Genomic DNA, 16,995 nt, shown 5'->3' with positions numbered 1-16,995 from the left:
GCCGGCTCAGCGGGCACCCCCGCTCGCGGGTACCATCGCTCTCCGGCGTCCCCTGCGCCGATCCCCGTCACCCCGTTCCGGAGGCCGTCGTGCTCGAAGTCGTCCTCGTCCTCGCCCTGATCGCCGCCGTCGGCGCGATCGTCCTGTGGCGCCGCTCCGTCACCGCCGAGAAGGAGCTGCGCGAGGCGGCACGCTCGCGAGGCCGAGCGCGTCGTGCGACTCGAGATGACCGTCGGCGAGCAGGAGGCGCGCCTGCGGATCGTCGGCGAGCTCGAGCAGCTCGCGGTGCGCAGCGCCGCCCGCGTCGTCGAGGAGGCCGAGAGCGTGCGCCTGACGATCGAGCGCGATCCGCGGCGGCCGAGCGCTCGGCGGTCCGGGCGGTGCGCGCGGCCGAGTCCTCCCTCGCCCAGCTGCGCCGGATCGCGAGCGTCGCCGCGGTCGACCCGGTCGAGCTCCCGTCCGCTCAGGGTGCGGAGACTCTCGTGACCCTCGCGCGGGATCGCGGACTCACCGTCCACGAGGAGACCTTCGGCGAGTCCTTCCCGCTGCAGGACGGCGCCGAGGTCGCGGTGCTCCGCGTCCTCGAGTACGCCTTCGACGAGGCGGTCGCCACAGGTGGCTCCGGGACCGAGGTCCGCATCAGCTCCCGCTGGACGTCCACGGGCCTGCGCGTCGAGGTCGACGACGACCGCGAGCGGCACGGCGCCGCCCAGTCCGACGCGAGCGCCGTCGACGCCGATCTGCACGCGCTGACCGAGCGGATCGACAGCCCGGCGCTCGCGGAGCTCCGTCAGCGCGCCGCGCTCTTCGGCGGCGACGTCGTCGAGAAGCGGACGCCGGGCGTGGGCCGCTCGGTCACCGCCTCCTTCCCCGCGCTGCGCCACCACAACGGCGTGCACGGGGTCGACCTGACCTGAGCGCGATCAGCCCTCGAGGTCGTCGACGCCCGGCAGCCAGGACGTGCCGGGAACGCCCCAGCCCCGCTTGCGGGTGACCTTCGCCACGGGCTTGCGGTAGTCGTGCTCGAGGCGGTCCGTGTAGAGGATGCCGTCGAGGTGGTCGAACTCGTGCTGGAAGACGCGCGCGAACCAGCCCTCCGCCTCGATCTCGAAGGGCGTCCCCTCGAGGTCGAGGGCCCGGAGGATCGCCTTCTCGGAGCGGCGCAGCAGGAAGCGCTCGCCCGGGAACGACAGGCACCCCTCCGACTCCGTGTCCTCGTCCGCCTCGCCGAGCGGCACGGGTGAGACGAAGAGCTCGGGATTGATCGCCACTCCGCGGCGCGGGGTGCCGTCGTCGGCGGCGTAGTCGTAGACGAAGAGGCGGAGCGCGACGCCGACCTGGGGACCGGCGAGGCCGACCCCGGGCGCCGTGTCCATCGTCTCGAACATGTCCGCGACGAGCGTGCGGAGCGAGTCGTCGAAGACGGTGACGGGAGCGGCGGGGGAGTGCAGGACGGGGTCGCCGGCGATGAGGATGGGGAGGACGGCCATGAGCACCAGGGTATCGCGGGGCTCCGCGGGCCCGTCCGGGTGTCATCCGCTGGTCTTCCGCCCTCACCCGTGCGCCGGACGGCCCGCCGGGGGATTGTGGGTAGGGTCGAGCGCATGTCCACAGATCTGTCCGAGTTGACCGAGCAGTTCACGCTCGACCCGGCACAGTTCATCGGCATCCCGATCGCCCTCGTGGGCGCGGTCTTCCTCTCCCTGGGGGCCCAGTTCCAGCACCGCGGAGTCGTCAAGGTCGAGCGCTTCTCGGGCGGCGCCAAGTCGTCCGGGCTCAGCGGCGGTCAGCTGTTCGCCCTGCTGTCCCGGCCCTCCTGGGTCGCGGGCACGCTGATGCTGGCCCTCGCCATCGTCTTCCAGCTCACGAGCCTGGGCTTCTCGCCCCTCATCGTGGTGCAGCCGCTCGGCGCCGTCGCGCTGGTCATCACCGCCGTGGTGAACGCGCGCGTGAGCAAGGTCCGCCTGAACAGGGCGTCCGTCCGTGCGATCGTGCTGTGCGTAGCGGGGGTGGGCACCTTCGTCCTCGTGGCGGCCTTCAATGCGGTGGACAGATCCATCCGGACTCCCCAGCTGGTGACGATCCTCGTGATCCTCGCGATCGTCCTGGTGATCTTCGTCGTCGCCTTCTGGATCTTCCGCCGCAAGGCGCGCGCGATCTTCTACATCCTCGGCGCCGGAGTGGTCTACGGCTTCGTCGCGACCCTCGCGAAGGTCGTCCTCAACCGGATCAAGTTCGGCGAGTTCGACCCGCTGACGGTGGTCTGCATCGTGGCCCTGCTGGCGGCCACCGCACTCGGCGGGTACTTCGTGCAGAACGCCTACTCGTCCGGCCCGCCGGACCTCGTCGTCGCGGGGCTCACCGTGATCGACCCGCTGGTCGCCGTGGCGATCGGCATCGTCGTGCTCGGGGAGGCGCAGTACGCCGCTCCGTGGGCGATCCCGCTGTTCGTGCTCGCCGGAGCCGTCGCCATCTGGGGCGTCCTCCTGCTCGCCAAGCACCACCCCCAGGCCCGCTGAGCCCGGGCGACGCGGGTCGCCAATCCGCGGATCCGCGGGCACCGCTGTCTACAATGAGGGCGCGCCGAGGTGCTCCGAAACCGACCGACCACACGCCGATCGTCTCCTCACCGTCACGATCGGCACGACACCGTTAGGAACCACCCCCGTGTCAGACCCCCGCGACGCGTCACGACCGGAGTCGCCCCGGAGCCGCGAGTCGGCTCCCGCCTCCGACGATCCCTCCCCGTCGCTCCCGGAGCCGACCGGCGACGCAGCGCGGCCGCTCACCGTGGTCATCGGCTGCGACACGTTCGCGCCCAACGTGAACGGAGCGGCGAAGTTCGCCGAGCGCCTCGCCGCCGGACTCGTGCAGCGCGGTCACGTGGTGCACGTCGTCGCACCGTCGGCCGACGGCTGGAGGGGCACGCGCTTCGAGACCCACGAGGGCCAGCGGATGATCGTGCACCGCCTCTACAGCTGGCGCTGGTTCCCGCACGACTGGATGCGCTTCGCCATGCCGTGGCGCATCCGGCAGAACAGCGCACGGATCCTCGACGAGGTGAAGCCCGACGTCGTGCACTTCCAGTCGCACATCATCGTCGGCCGCGGCCTCGGCATCGAGGCGGCCGAGCGCGGCATCCGCATCATCGGCACGAACCACTTCATGCCCGAGAACATGCTCGAGTTCACGCTGCTGCCCAAGGCCGTGCAGGCCAAGGCCGTGCAGATGGCGTGGCGTGCAGCCCGCCGCACCTTCGGCCGCGCCGAGGCGGTCACCACTCCGACCCGCAAGGCTGCGCAGTTCCTCGAGCAGTACACGGGCCTGCGCGGAGTGCACGCCATCTCGTGCGGCATCGACGCCGACAACTACACCCCCGACTTCACCCCGCGCACGGCCAACCGCATCCTCTTCGTCGGCCGGGTGACCGGCGAGAAGCACATCGACGTCCTGCTGCGCGCCGTCTCCCTCCTCGACGAGTCGCTCGACGCGCAGCTCGAGATCGTCGGCGGCGGCGACCAGCTGCGCAACCTGCAGCAGCTGGCCACGAGCCTCGGCATCGCCGACCGCGTCCGCTTCACCGGCTACGTCTCGGACGACGAACTCAAGCAGGCCTACTCGCGGGCGACAGTCTTCGCGATGCCCTCGATCGCCGAGCTGCAGAGCATCGCGACCATGGAGGCGATGGCCTCGGCCCTCCCCGTGGTCGCCGCCGACGCGATGGCGCTCCCGCACCTCGTGCACGAGGGCGAGAACGGGCACCTCTTCGAGCCCGGCAACGCCCAGGCCCTGGCCGACCGCCTCACCGACGTCCTGTCGTCGACCCCGGAGCGCCTCGAGGAGATGAAGCGCGCCTCCCTCCGCATCGTCGCCGCGCACGACATCAACCGCACGATCAGCACATTCGAGAGCCTGTATCGTGGGGAGCCGGTGGCCGATCCGACCATCGACGCAGCCTCCGCCACGGCTGGCCGAGCCTGACGGCTCTCCCGCCTGCGGGGTCCGCGGGGCGTTAGCTCAGCCGGTCAGAGCAGCGGACTCATAATCCGTCGGTCACGGGTTCAAGTCCCGTACGCCCTACCAAGTGAGCACTGGGGAGTAGGGCCGTCGCGGCGGTAGCTCCATGAGCAGAACCCCTCCGCGGGCCTTATCCCCTCGGCGGCGCTCGTGGCTCATGCTGGTTCCATGGAACCGACTCGCGACCTGACAGACGAAGACATGCTCTTCCACTACACGACCTCGGAAGGTATCCGCGGCATAGTGGAGAATGCTGAGCTCTGGGCGACCGGTGCTCGATACCTCAACGACCTCGCAGAGCTGCGGTTGGTCTTCGAGGCGGCAGTCTGGGTGCTGCAGACCCAGTATCTCAAACAGCGGCCTGAGATGCGGGAGTCCATTGAGCTGGCAATTGATATGTTCGCGAAAGAAACCGGCGCGTTGCCGTACTACGTGACATCATTCTCGACCTTTCCTAACGCGCTTAGCCAGTGGCGTGGTTATGGCGGTTCCGATCAGGCCTACGTTCTCGGACTCGTGCGAGAGGACCTGGCTCGCCACGCTGCGGCGATCGGATGGAAGCTAGTCAAGGTGGAGTACGGCGTGCAGAATGCGCGGATCGCAGCGGCGCAGGTTGTCGCCCGCGGCTTCCAGCGCATCGACGCAGGCGAATTCCATGAGTGGGATGACCGAAACCGAGTGCAGGGGGCGTTGCGGCTTGGACTAAACGCCATCGCTGCGGAGCACAAAGACGACTCTTTCGAAGAAGAGCGGGAGTGGCGGTTGATATCGCCGAGGCTACAGGGGCTCTCGGGCGACAGAATCTTCTTTCGCTCGAATCGAAAAGGGCTCGTGCCATATGTGAAGTTCCCGCTCCGAAAGGAACGCTTCCTGGCGCCAGGGAAGCCCAGCGGCCAGGAGGAGTACGTCGAGATGCTCGACCTCGGAGAGGTGGCTGCGGGCCCGGGCGCAACGCGCGACACGTGGGGTGCTCTTAGCGAGCTACTGTTCACTAACAAAGTGCATCTGCAAAGAAACATCAGTCGCAGAACCATCCCCTACTCCGGCTGACTAGTCAGCCCTCCAGGCACACCGGGCCGGACGCGATCCTCTCCGATGAGTGGACGATGGGTGGATCCCGCAGACCCGGAATCGATTGCAGGGATCCCAGGGGGAAGTAGGGCGTGTGGGACTTGAACGCGTGACCGACGGATTGTGAGCGCGGCGCCCAGTCAGAACCGGCCCGAGCCGAGCTAGACCGCCGCGAGCCATGGAGGACCGGGAATCCCGCGCCGTTGCTCGGGTCGGGCCACCTTCGACACCCCGTTTGCGGTCCATCTCGGTGCGACTCGGATCAGCTCGGCGCGAGTGGAGGATTTTCGGAGGGACGCCGTCACGCAGCGGCGCCTGGCCGTGGCCCTGCCTTATAGCCAATTGGGTGAACGAGGGCTCAGCAGGGTGGCCCTTCGCCCTCCCGTCCTTCCGCACGAGCTGGCGGGGTGCCTCGCCGCGGTTGGTGCGGCGCGCTGCACCCGCCGGTCGCGATGACCTGCACGCCCCCCGGTGCGGGGTCGTGGCGTGGAGAGATGCCTCGTGAACGCTCGAACGGGCTCCTGAGCATCTAGCGTCGTCCGTACACCACCCCGAACGGCGAGCGGGAACAGGACGCTCGCCACGACAGCGACAACGACGACGCAGCTTGAGGACCCACCATGGACACGATTCTCCGTTCGATTTTCACCACCCGCAGCTGCATGACCTGCGCCAGCGGCCGGGCGCGGGTGATGAGCCTGTTCTGCTCGTCCACGTGCGAGAGCATCAACGAGCTCGACGCCTGACCCCGGCGGCAGCATCCGGGTCCGATCCGAGGATCGTCTCGGCGCCGCTCCGACCGTCGGTCGGACTCGATATGGAGTAGCACCGCGCGGTTCACCGCAGCCGCCGCCCAGCCATCGCGAACGACGAAGCGCCTCCCACCGACCGCCCAGCGGACGGTGAGGGGCGTTTCGCGCGCCGGCGGTCAGGCGACGATCCTGCCCAAAAGAGGGTCGGAGAAATCGGGTACGCAGAAGTCGTCGTACTCGGCGTCGAGTACGACGACTTCCGCCCAGTGGAGCTCCGTCAGGCGGAGGGCGACTTCTTCAGCCGCGACTTCGCCGCGCGCTCGGTGAGCACCGAGAGGTAGTCGCGGACCGGGCGGTCGGCGAGGGCGTCGAGCTCGGCGCGGACCGTCGACTCCACCTCGTCCGCGGAGTGGTCCGGGAAGCGCGCGCGCAGGCGCGCCGATACTTCGGAGGCGATCTCGTCGAGGTTCACGTCAGCAGGCACCAGAGGATGATGCACCACTGCGGTTAACGGGAGGTGCTCGTGCGGTCCGGAGAGGACGGCGCGGACGGGGGCGCGGATCCCCAGGCGACCTGCCTACCCTGGTGGAGGATGCGACGGAGCGTTCGCCCGCACTGCAGGAGGACCGCGGCGGGCGAGAGGGCCCCGCGTCCGACTCGTCCTCGAGGTCCGGACGGACGACGGAGGACACCGGTGGATCGCATCGAGCTCGCGAGGACGCTGCACGAGATGGGAGGGGCGCCCTGTCGGACGCGGTCACCCGCGCCGTGAACCGGGGCGACCTGTCGGTGGTGCCGCTCCCGGTCCGCTCCGCCACGCACGAGACCGTCCGCAGGAGCGGGCGACGGCGCCGCACGGTCGACGACGTGGTCGAGACCGCGGGGGTCAACGCCTGGCTGCTCGACGACGACACGGCGGTGGCGCTCGCCCGAGGTGGGATCCTCCTCCGCGACCCCGTCGACCGTGTCTTCTCGGCCCCGACGGTCGACGAGCTCGCCGTCGCGCGCGACGAGACGGCTCTCGGCGGCTACCTGGCGGACGCGGAGGAGCTCGTCGCGACCGTCCTCGGCACCCCTCGATCGCCTCGTCGTGATCGCTAGCACGTCCGCCGTCCGCGCGCCCGTACTGGCCGCTCGGAGCGGTTCGTGATTCGCTGTTCTCGTGCCTGACCTCCCGATGTTCCCGCTCGGCTCCGTGCTCCTGCCGCACATGCCGCTCCCGCTCCGGCTCTTCGAGCCGCGGTACCTGCGGATGCTCGGCGACATCCTCGAGGACGAGAATCCGTCGTTCGGCGTGGTCCTGATCGAGCGTGGTCAGGAGGTGGGCGGCGGCGATCAGCGCTTCGCCGTCGGCACCGTGGCGCGCATCCTGAACATCGACGGTGCGGAGTCGTTCGTCGCTCTCGACTCGGTCGGCGAGCAGCGCTTCGAGGTCGTCCGCTGGTACGAGGACGATCCCTATCCCCGCGCCGAGGTCCGCTTCCTCCCCGATCTCGAGTGGGAGCCGAGGCTCGACGAGTCGCTGGCGACGGCCGAATCGGCGGTCCGCACCTCCTCGCCGTGGCGAGCGAGTTCGTCGAGCAGCGCTACGGAGCCGTCGTCGAGCTGGCGGAGGACCCGGCCGCGCACGCGTGGCAGCTCGCCGGAGTCGCCCCGGTGACGGAGTTCGACCGCCTCGCGTTCCTCCGGAGCGGGTCGATGGAGCAGCTGCTCGACGGGGTGCGCGAGAAATCCACCGAGGCGACGGAGTCCTTCCGCGCCGGCTGGGCCTGACCACCGGCCCGACGGCGGAGTCAGCCCTCGAGGTCGACGCCGCGATCCTGGGCGAGCTTCGCCAGGTCGTCGACGACGACGAGCGCCATCCGCACCGAGCGGTCGCGACGGTAGTCGTCCGCGGTCGGGTCGATCCGCGGGGCGCGGTCGAGCGTCTCCTCGATCGACTGCGACAGCTCGCGCCACGCGTCCTGACGGGCGCCGTCGACGAGCGCGGCCAGGTACGCCCTGTCCTCCGCGCGGCTGCGGAGCGTCTCGGCGACGGCCAGCGACAGCCGCTCCCGGTGATCGAGGTTGTCGACGTCGGCAGAGCGGTAGTCGTGCACGTGATCGGAGCGGCCGTCGACGAAGGTGACATCGGCGGCGATGGTGCGCAGCCGCTTCGCCGCCGCTTCGGACTCGTCGGCGAGCTTCCGCAGCTCGACGGCCGCGGCGCGGGAGTAGTGACCCACGTCGAAGGGGACGTCGGCGGTGAGGCCGTCCATCAGGACCCGGTTCTTGACGGCCATCCGGCTCGCGTACTCCGCGAGCATCAGGCCCTCCTCCGTGGCCTCCTCGACCGAGACGGGGTCACGGGCGGGGTTCTCGTCGGGATCGTAGGGCCGCATCTTCAGCCTGCGTCGACGGCGGAACCACACGCGCGTCACCTACATCCTGAGCACGGCGCTCCGCCCACCGGAGCACCTCTTCGAGAATACCGGTCGGGGGAGCGCCGCGGGAGAGCGGCTCAAGCGTCGCGCCAGTCGTCCTGCAGGAGGTGGGAGCCGGCCTGCGGACCCATCTGCAGCATCCCGCCGTCGACGACGTACGACGAGCCGGTCACGTAGGCCGCGCCGGGGGAGGCGAGGAACGCGATGACCTCCGCCACTTCCCGGGCGTCGCCCGGGCGGCCGAGCAGGATGCCCGGGCGGTCGATCGTGAACGGATCCACGTCGTCGGCGTCGTTCATCGGGGTCGCGATCTCCCCGGGCGCGACGGCGTTCACGGTGATGCCGTGCCGTCCGAGTTCGAGCGCCGCGACCTTCAACAGCCCGCCGAGGCCGTGCTTGGCGGCGACGTAGGATCCGGCGCCGACCCGCGGCTGGTGCTCGTGGACGCTCGTCACGGCGATGAGCCGGCCGCCGGTACCGCCCTCCACCATCAGGCGGGCGGCCCGCTGCAGGCAGACGAAAGCGCCGTCGAGGTTCAGCGCGACCGTCCGCCGCCAGCTGTCCAGGCTCTGCTCGAGGAAGGTCTCGCCGCCGCCACCGCCCGCGTTGTTCACGAAGACGTCGAGCCCGCCGAGGCGCCGGGCGAGATCGTCGATCACGTCGCCGGCGCCCTCCAGGTCGGTCGCGTCCAGTCGGGCGATCTCGGCCCTCCGCCCGAGAGGCGGACCTCCTCGGCGGTGGCCTGGGCGCCTTCCTGATCGCTGTGCCAGGTGATGCCGACGTCCATTCCCGCCCGGGCGAGGGCGACAGCCGTCGCCTTCCCGATCCCCGAGTCGGACGCGGTCACGAGGGCGCGAGTGGGCTGGAAGTCACGGGGTCCGTGGGTCATGTCGTCTCCTGAGTGCTCATCGAGGTCCGTCCCCACCGATCCGAGCATCCCGGCGGCGGTCCCGGGAGCGCCTTGACAGGGAGCGCGGGAGCACCGACCGGCGTGGGAGGGACCCGTCCACGGTCCCGATCGCGTTGACTGGGCGGATGGATCACCGGCGCATCTCGGTCGTCGTCCCCGTGAAGGACGACGCCCGACACCTCGAGCGACTGCTCGCCCTTCTCGACGAGCAGACGCTCGCCCCTCTCGAGGTGGTCGTCGTCGACGACGGCAGCACCGACGACAGCGCCGACGTCGCGCGGGCGCACGGTGCGCGCGTCGTCGTGCACGGGGGTAGCGGGATCCCGGCGAGCACGGCCTTCGGGTTCGACGTCGCCCAGGGCGACGTCCTGGCGCGACTCGACGCCGATTCGCAGCCCGGGCCGGACTGGATCGCCCGCCTCGCCGGCCACTTCGCCGATCCCGCCGTGGGAGCGGTGACCGGGCCCGGGCGCTTCGTCGAGCTCGCGCCGCTGCCGCGTCTGCTGGCACGCATCCTCTACATGGACGCCTACTTCGCCCTGATGGGCTCCGCCCTCGCGAACTGGCCGCTGTTCGGGTCCAACTGCGCGCTGCGCCGCTCCGCCTGGCAGGAGATCGCGGAGGAGATGCACCGCGACGACGCGTACGTGCACGACGACGTCGAGATCAGCGTGCATCTCGGAGTGCGGCACCGGATCGTCCTCGACCGCCACCTCGAGGTCGGCATCTCGGCGCGGCCCTTCGGCACCGCCGGGGACATGGTCCGCCGGCTCGACCGCGCGATGCACACGCTGCGCCGGCACCCCGGCCTCGGTGCTCCCGTCCTGCGCTGGACCCACCGGGTCCGCCGCTCCCGCCTCGAGCGTCTGCAGCGGATCGCGGCGTCCCGACGCGCGGTGGCCGCGGCCTCCGACCGCACCCGCGACTGAGCGGAGGTCAGTCGGCGGCGGGCCGCCCCTCCTTCGGCATGGCGGCGACGGCGACGAGCATCCCGACCGCCACGACGGCGAGGGCGATGCAGACGAACCGCGTACCCGCGGCGAGATCCTCGGGCGCAGGGGTGCCGCCTCCGGTGGCGGAGTTGACGATGGCGCCGAAGACCGCGACGGCGACGGCGCTGCCGATGTTGCGGGCGAAGAAGTTGGTCGACGAGACCACTCCGCGCTCGTTCCACTCGACGCTGGACTGCGCGCGGATGAGGGTCGGGTGGCGACGAGTCCCATCCCCGCTCCGATGAGGACGCAGTACCCCGCGATCTCCCAGAGGGTCGAGCCGGGGCCGAGCAGGACCGTGAGCGCGCTGCCCACGACGACGAGCAGCGCTCCGATGAGGCCCGTGCTGCGGAATCCGATGCGCAGGTACAGGCGCCCGGACAGGCTCGCGGCGACCGGCCAGCCGAGGGTCATGGCGGCGACGGCGAACCCGGCGCCGAGAGCCGAGCTGCCGAGCACGCCCTGCGCGAAGGTGGGGAAGTAGGAGGTGACGCCGAGCGTGATGGCGCCCACGGCAGCCGAGACGAGACTCGTCGTGAGCAGGAGGCGTCGACTGAGCACCCACAGCGGGAGCACCGGGGCTGCGGCCCGGCGCTCGATCGCGACGAAGCCGGCGAAGGCGAGCGCCGAGAGCGCGAACACCCCGATCCCCGCGGGCGAGAGCCACGGCCACGCCGTCCCGCCTTCGAGCAGCCCCAGGATCAGCAGAGCGGTGCCGACGGCCAGGACCACGGCCCCCGCCACGTCGAGCGGCTGGCGCTCGCCCCTCGTGGTCTCCCGGAAGCTCCTCATCGGGAGGACCGCGGCGAGAAGGCAGAGCGGGATGTTCACCAGGAAGATCCCGCGCCACGCACCCAGATCCGACAGCACGCCGCCGAGGGTCGGCCCCACGACGGAGGAGATGCCCCAGACGCTCGCCAGGTAGCCCTGCGTCTTCGCCCGCTCGGCGACCGTGTAGATGTCGCCGGCGATGGTGATGCCCATCGGCTGGATCGCGCCCGCGCCCAGCCCCTGCAGCGCGCGGAAGGCGATGAGAGCGGGCATGCTCCAGGCGAGGCCGCACAGCAGGGAGCCGACGAGGAACAGTCCGATGCCGATGAGCATGATCGGCTTGCGCCCGATGACGTCCGAGAGCTTGCCGTAGAGGGGCACCGAGACGGCCTGCGCGAGCAGGTAGATCGAGAAGAGCCACGGGAACTGCGCGAAGCCGCCGAGGTCGTCGACGATCGCGGGCACCGCCGTCGCGAGGATCGTGGCGTCGAGAGCGACCAGCGCCGTCGAGATCATCAGCGAGAGGAGGATCGGACCGCGCTCGGAGCGCAGCCCGACGCTGGCGCGGGTCGGGGCGTCGGTCATTCCTCCGACGGTATTCCATGGCAGTGGGAGGGAGGAGGACTCGACGCGCTCGGTAGACTCGTCGTATGGAACTCGTGCTCTGGCTCGTCATCGCCGCTATCGCCGCCGCCGGCCTCGTCTCGGGCACGGCCGCGCTCATCGCCATGACGAAGTCGCCCTGGTCGGCCGACAAGTAGCACGTCCCGCGTCGCGCCTCACTCGTAGACCCGCACGACGCTCCAGCACGGCTCCGTCGACGCGACGACGTCGAGGACGAACGATCCGCCCGTCTCGACGTGCGTGGCCTGGAACCGCCAGCCGCCGATGCTCACGGGACGCCGCCCGAACGTCGGCGGGAACGGCTCGAGCGGCGCCCACCAGGCGCTCGTGCACGTCCACACCGTCGGCCGGTCGGTGACGCGGTAGCGACCGCCCCGCCAGTCGAGCGCGACAGGCACGCCCTCGCCGTCGGTCGAGACCACTGCCGTCTCGTCGATCACCGCCATCATCGCGCTCCCGTTCCTCCTGCCGGCGACCCGCCCGGGGGTGCCCGGGACGGTTGGCCGTTCGAACATGTGTTCGATAGTCTGCGAGTGTACGCCGGGGCGGTCCTGCCCGCCACGGCCCCACGAGCCGAACGGCTGGAGGCGCGATGATCGAGTGGAGTCCTCTGCAGATGCTGCGCAGCAGCGGTCCCGACGAGTGGGTGATGGTCGACGCGCTCCGCACCGGCAGGATCGGTCTGGTGCGCCGGATCGAGACGGGCCCGTACCGCGAGACGTGGTTCAGGGCCGTCACCTGGGCCGCGGAGCCCGAGAAGCGGACGCTCGTCGGCTACTCCCGCGACATGGAGACGATCGCGAAGGCGCTCTGGGAGCGCCAGCCGCCCACGGCGCAGGAGAAGCCCTTCCCGGGCTACCCGCCGTCGCGGCCGGCCCAGGGCGCGGCCACGCGGTGAGCGGAGCCCGTGCCGACGCCGCCGACACTGCTGGGGCGGAGGAGAATGGCCGGATGCTCCTCGTCCTCGCCGGTTCCCCCTCGGGCGCCTGGACGGCGTCGTCGATCGACGACTCCGGAGCGGTGACCGAGGAGCGCGCCGGTCGCGGACCGGCGTCCCTGGCCGCGTTCGTCCGAGCGGGCGAGCAGGGCCGGCCGCGCTGGGTCTGGGACGACACGGCGCGCTGGTACCCCGGGCTGCTCGAGGCGGGGGTCGCGGTCTCGCGCTGCCACGATCTGCGCCTGTGCCGCGCGATCCTCCGACGCTCCTCCGCAGCGACCGGCTCGGTCCTCGCCCGCGCTCCGCGGGACGCCTGGGACGCGGAGGCGGCCGCTCCCGCCGCCGCCGACACCCTGCTCGGCTTCGAGGAGGCCGCCGTCGACCCCGCGGCGCTGGATCCCGTCGTCGAGCTCGCGCTGCAGGAGGACGCGGTGGCGGGCTCCCCGCAGTCCGGACGACTGCGCCTCCTCCTGGCCGCGGAGTCCGTGGGAGCTCTGATCGCGCGTGAGATCGCCGCGGCCGGACTCCCGTGGCGCGAGGACGTCCACGACCGCGTGCTGACGGAGGCGCTCGGTCCGCGACCGGTGTTCGGCGGTCGGCCGGCCCGGCTCGAGGCCCTCGCGAACCGCCTCCGCGAGGAGCTGGCGGCGCCCGAGCTCAACCCCGATTCGCCGGCCGACGTCATCCGCTCGCTCCGTCGCGCCGGGCTCGCCGTCGAGTCGACCCGCTCGTGGGAGCTCCGCACGATCGAGCACCCCGCGATCCCTCCGCTCCTGGAGTACAAGAAGCTGTCCCGCCTCCTCACGGCCAACGGCTGGGCGTGGCTCGACGCCTGGGTCCACGGGGGCCGGTTCCGGCCCGAGTACGTCGTCGGCGGCGTGGTCACCGGACGGTGGGCGACCTCCGGCGGCGGCGCGCTGCAGCTCCCTCGGCGAGATCCGCGCCGCCGTGGTCGCCGACGACGGCTGGAAGCTGGTCGTGGCCGATGCCGCGCAGCTGGAGCCCCGGATCCTCGCGGCGCTGTCCGGCGACGCGGCGATGGCCGCAGCGGGGCGCGGCCGCGACCTCTACCAGGGCATCGTCGACGCCGGAGTCGTCCCCGACCGCCCGCGCGCGAAGGTCGCGATGCTCGGCGCCATGTACGGGGCGACGAGCGGAGAGGCGGGCGGCCTCCTGCCCCGGCTCGCGCGCGCCTACCCGCGCTCGATCGCGCACGTCGAGGCCGCTGCGCGGGCGGGGAGCGCGGCGAGTCCGTCTCGACCTGGCTCGGCCGCAGCTCGCCTCCCGGAGCGGTGGGCCCGAACGACGAGAGCCCCGACGCCCGCAGCGCGCAGCGCGCCCGCGACTGGGGGCGCTTCACCCGCAACTTCGTCGTGCAGGGGACGGCCGCCGAGTGGGCGCTGTGCTGGATGGGCGACCTGCGCGCACGGCTGCGCGACGGCGGGCCGGGCCTGGACCGCGCGCACCTCGTGTACTTCCTGCACGACGAGGTCATCGTGCACGCGCCCGCCGAGGCGGCGGACCGGGTCGCCGAGATCGTCCGGGAGTCCGCGGCACGCGCGGGTCGGGCGCTGTTCGGCGGAGCCGACATCGACTTCCCGGTCACCGTCGCGGTGGTCGACGCCTACGACGAGGCGAAGTGAGGCGCGGGCTCAGTACCAGTGCGGCGAGCGGCTGTTCCACTTCGCCCAGGCGCTGCAGGGCGAGCCGTACAGGCTCTTGATGTACGAGAGACCCCAGTTCACCTGCGTCGCCGCGTTGGTCTGGTAGTCCATGCCCGCGGAGGCCATCTTGCTGGCGGGCAGCGCCTGGGGGATGCCGTAGGCACCGGAGGAGCGGTTCAGCGCGTTCCAGCGCCAGCCGGACTCGCCGTTCCACAGCAGGACGAGGCACGCGTCCATCTGATCCGAGCCCCAGCCGTAGTTCCCGAGGACCGACCGTGCGTAGGCCTGCGCCTGTGCGGGCGACATGCCGTCGGTGCGGCCGGCGTAGGTGCTGAGCGCGGCGATGGTCTCGGCCGAGCTGTTCTTCGCTCCGGTCGGGTCGTCGTTGCCGAGCTGCAGCGGGCCGCCGCCGGGAGCGGCCGGAGCCGGAGCAGGTGCGGCGGGTGCCGCGGGGCGGGAGCGGCGGCGGGTGCCGTGCGGCGGGCCTCGGCCTCGGCCGCCTCGCGTGCACGGCGCTGCTGGTCCTCGAAGACCGCCTTCTCCTGCTGACCCGTCGCGTACTGCTCCTCGAGCGCCGCGGTCGTGTTCTTGAGATCGGCGAGCTGCGCGTAGAGAGTCGAGCTGTACTGCTCCTGCTCGGCGACCTTGGCGTCGGCGGCGCTCTGGGCCGACTCGGCCGCGTCGAGCAGCACTCGCCGCGTCGACGAGGGCGACGCGCTCGGGCGGGCCTGCTCGGCCTGGGAGGCGAGGGCGCCCGCCGTGTTCTCGGTGGTCTCTGCAGCGGTCTGCAGGGTGCTCGTCTGCAGCGTGAGCTGGCTCATCGTGCCGAGGCGGTAGAGCAGCTCGTCCGACTGCTCGCCGCCGACGAGGAGGTTCAACGTCGCATCGGTGCCGCCGCTGCGGTAGAGCTGCGCGGCCAGTCGGCCGGCCTGCTCCTTCGCGGCGTCCGCATCGGCGCGCGCGGCGTCGGCGCGGCTCTCGAGAGCGGTGACGCGCTGGTTCGCCTCGTCGAGCGCGGTCCGGGCGGCATCGGCCTCGGAGGCCCGCGCGATCGCGGCGTCGGTGAGCTCGGCGGCCTGGTCGCGGAGGTCGGCGAGGAACGCGGTGATCCGGTCGACCTCGGCGGCGGTCGCGCTCTCGCTGTCCTTCGCGGACTCGACGTCCGACCACGACGGGTAGTCGGACGGATCGTAGGCGGCGGAGGCGGTCAGTGGCGAGGCCAGCGAGGCGCAGAGGACGAGGAGGGTGCCCGCACCGGCCGCGATCAGGCGTCGGCGCGCGCGCGAGGGCTCGCGGAGGCCGAGGGTGTGCGGGACATGCGCTCCACCCTAGGCGACGGCACCCGCGCCTGTCTCGTCGCGGGACACCGCTCTGCGGCCGCGGCGGGGGCGCTCCAGGGCGAATCCCCGCACTCCGGCGCCGGCGTCGGCGCCGGACAGCTCCTCCCGGGCGGCGGCGAGCAGGCCGCGGAGGGCGTCGTCGCGGACCCGCATCGCGCGGGCGGCGAGGCGCCGCTGCGGGTGGTCGTCGAGCGGCTCCTCCTCCTCGGGGAGGGTCACGGCGTACGCCGACAGCACGGCCTCCAGGTCGGCCTCCTCGAGGACTCGGGCGAGCAGGATGCGGTCGAGCACGTCGTCCCAGTCCTCCTGGGCCGTGGCGCCGTCGCCGTGGAGCCAGGCGACGGCCTCGACGCGGCCCTCGTCGGTGAGTGCGTGGAGGGGCCGTCCTCCGTCGCGCCCGCCGAGACGACGAGGCCGCGCTCGCGCAGGCGATCGAGGGTGGAGTAGATCTGGCCGACGTTCACCCGGCGGCGATGCGCCGCGCGGTCCAGGAGCTCGGAGTGGAGCTGCAGACCGTAGGCCGGGCCGAGGGTGAGGAGCGCCAGGAGGCCGTCGCGGACCGACACTGGACTCCTCTCGGGCGGGCCCGGATGCGAGGAGGCACCGGACGATCCCGAGTATAGGCAGGGGATCCGGACGGTCCCGGGGCGGGCGCGGCGAGCCGCCTTGTCGGCGCGGGACGCCTGATGCATACTCTGACGTGGTGGCTCGTCCACCGCACAATCGAAGAATGCACCACTTGTCGTACGTGGTCCGGGTCGTTGGGGAAGACGCACCAGGACGGACGGAGGACAGCATGGTGGCGCAGCAGACTCGGGGTGTGCTCTTCGTGCACTCCGCCCCGCGCGCGCTCTGCCCCCACCTCGAGTGGGGAGCCGGGCGCGCTCTCGGTCGTGCCGTGAACTTCGAGTGGATCGAGCAACCGGTCCTCCGGGGCACGCAGCGAGCCGAGTTCACCTGGGAGGGACCTCCCGGGACCGGTGCGGGCATCGCCTCCGCCCTCCGCGGCTGGGAGGACGTCCGCTACGAGGTGACCGAGGAGCCGTCCCCCGGAGTGGACGGCGGCCGCTGGATGCACACGCCCGGCCTGGGAATCTTCTTCGCCCAGACCGACAGCGTCGGCAACACGGTGATCCCCGAGGACCGCGTCCGCGCCGCCATGGAGACCGCCGGCGCCGACCCGATCGAGCTGCACCGCGAACTCCGCCTCGCCCTCGGCCAGGCCTGGGAGGACGAGCTCGAGCCCGTTCCGCTACGCGAGCGATTTCGCGCCGGTGGTGTGGCTGCATCGAGTCGGCTGACGCCGACTCGATGTCGACGCCGTTCCCTACGCGGCGTCGCGCGGTCGGCTTCGCGACGGGGTCGCGTTCTGCAGAGCGGGTTGCGAGCGGCGACGCAGAATCGCTGGTACGCGATTCGGCGGATGCTGCCTTGCGGGGCTCGGCGATCCGGAGCCGGGGCTTCAGTGCTTCGGCGCGTCGAGGAGGCGCGTTC

Annotated in this window: 16 protein-coding genes, 1 tRNA gene and 4 pseudogenes; 12 read left to right on the top strand and 9 right to left on the bottom strand. The window is 71.8% G+C overall.

Annotation, left to right across the window (positions count from 1 at the left end; all coding sequences use genetic code 11):
* Nucleotides 1-89: 89 nt before the first annotated feature.
* Nucleotides 90-917: a hypothetical protein gene (locus AC0CII_RS06825; protein WP_465228943.1), complete on the top strand. Its 828-nt coding sequence runs from the start codon at nt 90-92 to the stop codon at nt 915-917.
* Between the two features lie 6 nt (nt 918-923).
* Here the strand turns inward: AC0CII_RS06825 and def are convergent, their stop codons facing one another.
* Entirely contained in the window at nt 924-1,490 is a 567-nt protein-coding gene (def, locus tag AC0CII_RS06820; protein WP_465228942.1) for a peptide deformylase, read from the bottom strand.
* A gap of 114 nt (nt 1,491-1,604) precedes the next feature.
* Between def and AC0CII_RS06815 the strand changes: the two genes are divergently transcribed.
* From AC0CII_RS06815 to AC0CII_RS06795, 5 genes are all read left to right on the top strand, one after another.
* Nucleotides 1,605-2,519, top strand: a complete 915-nt coding sequence (locus tag AC0CII_RS06815; protein ID WP_465228941.1) for a DMT family transporter — start codon at nt 1,605-1,607, stop codon at nt 2,517-2,519.
* Nucleotides 2,520-2,796: 277 nt separating this feature from the next.
* Nucleotides 2,797-3,981 (top strand): glycosyltransferase, encoded by a 1,185-nt coding sequence (locus tag AC0CII_RS06810; RefSeq protein ID WP_465229084.1) that lies wholly within the window; start codon nt 2,797-2,799, stop codon nt 3,979-3,981.
* A gap of 25 nt (nt 3,982-4,006) precedes the next feature.
* Nucleotides 4,007-4,083, top strand: a tRNA-Ile gene (locus AC0CII_RS06805).
* 135 nt (nt 4,084-4,218) lie between these two features.
* Nucleotides 4,219-5,067: a DUF2971 domain-containing protein gene (locus AC0CII_RS06800; protein WP_465228940.1), complete on the top strand. Its 849-nt coding sequence runs from the start codon at nt 4,219-4,221 to the stop codon at nt 5,065-5,067.
* 641 nt (nt 5,068-5,708) lie between these two features.
* Entirely contained in the window at nt 5,709-5,834 is a 126-nt protein-coding gene (locus AC0CII_RS06795; RefSeq protein WP_278249978.1) for a hypothetical protein, read from the top strand.
* Between the two features lie 283 nt (nt 5,835-6,117).
* On the opposite strand, the gene AC0CII_RS06790 is transcribed toward AC0CII_RS06795, so the two are convergent.
* Entirely contained in the window at nt 6,118-6,324 is a 207-nt protein-coding gene (locus AC0CII_RS06790) for a three-helix bundle dimerization domain-containing protein (RefSeq protein WP_207402423.1), read from the bottom strand.
* A 101-nt stretch (nt 6,325-6,425) separates the two neighbouring features.
* Between AC0CII_RS06790 and AC0CII_RS06785 the strand changes: the two genes are divergently transcribed.
* Together AC0CII_RS06785 and AC0CII_RS06780 are read left to right on the top strand one after the other, a co-directional pair.
* Nucleotides 6,426-6,941, top strand: a complete 516-nt coding sequence (locus AC0CII_RS06785) for a hypothetical protein (RefSeq protein WP_465228939.1) — start codon at nt 6,426-6,428, stop codon at nt 6,939-6,941.
* A 61-nt stretch (nt 6,942-7,002) separates the two neighbouring features.
* Complete coding sequence (locus AC0CII_RS06780) at nt 7,003-7,500, top strand: LON peptidase substrate-binding domain-containing protein (RefSeq protein ID WP_465228938.1); 498 nt, start codon at nt 7,003-7,005, stop codon at nt 7,498-7,500.
* Between the two features lie 133 nt (nt 7,501-7,633).
* Here AC0CII_RS06780 and AC0CII_RS06775 read toward each other — a convergent pair whose 3' ends face one another.
* A complete protein-coding gene (locus AC0CII_RS06775; protein ID WP_465228937.1) occupies nt 7,634-8,221 on the bottom strand; it encodes a hypothetical protein in 588 nt (195 codons plus the stop codon).
* 119 nt (nt 8,222-8,340) lie between these two features.
* A pseudogene (locus AC0CII_RS06770) lies at nt 8,341-9,152 on the bottom strand (SDR family oxidoreductase).
* Nucleotides 9,153-9,298: 146 nt separating this feature from the next.
* Here AC0CII_RS06770 and AC0CII_RS06765 point away from each other — a divergent pair.
* The gene (locus AC0CII_RS06765) at nt 9,299-10,102 is read left to right on the top strand and encodes a glycosyltransferase family 2 protein (protein ID WP_465225678.1); all 804 of its coding nucleotides are present in this window, start codon (nt 9,299-9,301) and stop codon (nt 10,100-10,102) included.
* A gap of 7 nt (nt 10,103-10,109) precedes the next feature.
* Here AC0CII_RS06765 and AC0CII_RS06760 read toward each other — a convergent pair.
* Nucleotides 10,110-11,521 (bottom strand): annotated as a pseudogene (locus AC0CII_RS06760) (MFS transporter).
* 194 nt (nt 11,522-11,715) lie between these two features.
* The gene (locus AC0CII_RS06755) at nt 11,716-12,075 is read right to left on the bottom strand and encodes a DUF6504 family protein (protein WP_465225679.1); all 360 of its coding nucleotides are present in this window, start codon (nt 12,073-12,075) and stop codon (nt 11,716-11,718) included.
* A 77-nt stretch (nt 12,076-12,152) separates the two neighbouring features.
* Here AC0CII_RS06755 and AC0CII_RS06750 point away from each other — a divergent pair, with 77 nt between their 5' ends.
* Nucleotides 12,153-12,458 (top strand): hypothetical protein, encoded by a 306-nt coding sequence (locus AC0CII_RS06750; protein ID WP_207402416.1) that lies wholly within the window; start codon nt 12,153-12,155, stop codon nt 12,456-12,458.
* Nucleotides 12,459-12,511: 53 nt separating this feature from the next.
* Nucleotides 12,512-14,140, top strand: a pseudogene (locus tag AC0CII_RS06745) (bifunctional 3'-5' exonuclease/DNA polymerase).
* Nucleotides 14,141-14,149: 9 nt separating this feature from the next.
* On the opposite strand, the gene AC0CII_RS06740 reads toward AC0CII_RS06745, so the two are convergent.
* The 3 genes from AC0CII_RS06740 to AC0CII_RS06730 all read right to left on the bottom strand — a co-directional run bounded on the left by AC0CII_RS06740 (nt 14,150) and on the right by AC0CII_RS06730 (nt 16,067).
* Nucleotides 14,150-15,331 carry an aggregation-promoting factor C-terminal-like domain-containing protein gene (locus AC0CII_RS06740; protein WP_465228936.1) on the bottom strand — a complete coding sequence of 394 codons (1,182 nt, stop codon included), beginning with the start codon at nt 15,329-15,331 and terminating at the stop codon, nt 14,150-14,152.
* Between the two features lie 158 nt (nt 15,332-15,489).
* Nucleotides 15,490-15,738 (bottom strand): hypothetical protein, encoded by a 249-nt coding sequence (locus AC0CII_RS06735; RefSeq protein WP_465228935.1) that lies wholly within the window; start codon nt 15,736-15,738, stop codon nt 15,490-15,492.
* Nucleotides 15,717-16,067, bottom strand: coding sequence for a PadR family transcriptional regulator (locus AC0CII_RS06730; protein WP_465228934.1), 351 nt, complete (start codon nt 16,065-16,067; stop codon nt 15,717-15,719). The genes AC0CII_RS06735 and AC0CII_RS06730 overlap by 22 nt, the downstream gene beginning before the upstream one ends.
* A gap of 230 nt (nt 16,068-16,297) precedes the next feature.
* Between AC0CII_RS06730 and AC0CII_RS06725 the strand changes: the two are divergent.
* Nucleotides 16,298-16,802 (top strand): annotated as a pseudogene (locus AC0CII_RS06725) (DUF3145 domain-containing protein).
* Nucleotides 16,803-16,995 lie beyond the last annotated feature (193 nt).

It is taken from the genome of Rathayibacter sp. AC182, from assembly GCF_979253875.1.
Note: the sequence above shows the minus strand (reverse complement) of the source record. Positions and strands in the feature narration are given on the sequence as shown.

Bases quoted from the DNA above. Each gene is read 5' to 3' on its own strand.
- AC0CII_RS06775 (WP_465228937.1), bottom strand. From the start codon at position 8,221: ATGCGGCCCTACGATCCCGACGAGAACCCCGCCCGTGACCCCGTCTCG.
- AC0CII_RS06795 (WP_278249978.1), top strand. From the start codon at position 5,709: ATGGACACGATTCTCCGTTCGATTTTCACCACCCGCAGCTGCATGACC.
- AC0CII_RS06765 (WP_465225678.1), top strand. From the start codon at position 9,299: ATGGATCACCGGCGCATCTCGGTCGTCGTCCCCGTGAAGGACGACGCC.
- AC0CII_RS06755 (WP_465225679.1), bottom strand. From the start codon at position 12,075: ATGTTCGAACGGCCAACCGTCCCGGGCACCCCCGGGCGGGTCGCCGGC.
- AC0CII_RS06815 (WP_465228941.1), top strand. From the start codon at position 1,605: ATGTCCACAGATCTGTCCGAGTTGACCGAGCAGTTCACGCTCGACCCG.
- AC0CII_RS06800 (WP_465228940.1), top strand. From the start codon at position 4,219: ATGCTCTTCCACTACACGACCTCGGAAGGTATCCGCGGCATAGTGGAG.
- AC0CII_RS06750 (WP_207402416.1), top strand. From the start codon at position 12,153: ATGATCGAGTGGAGTCCTCTGCAGATGCTGCGCAGCAGCGGTCCCGAC.
- def (WP_465228942.1), bottom strand. From the start codon at position 1,490: ATGGCCGTCCTCCCCATCCTCATCGCCGGCGACCCCGTCCTGCACTCC.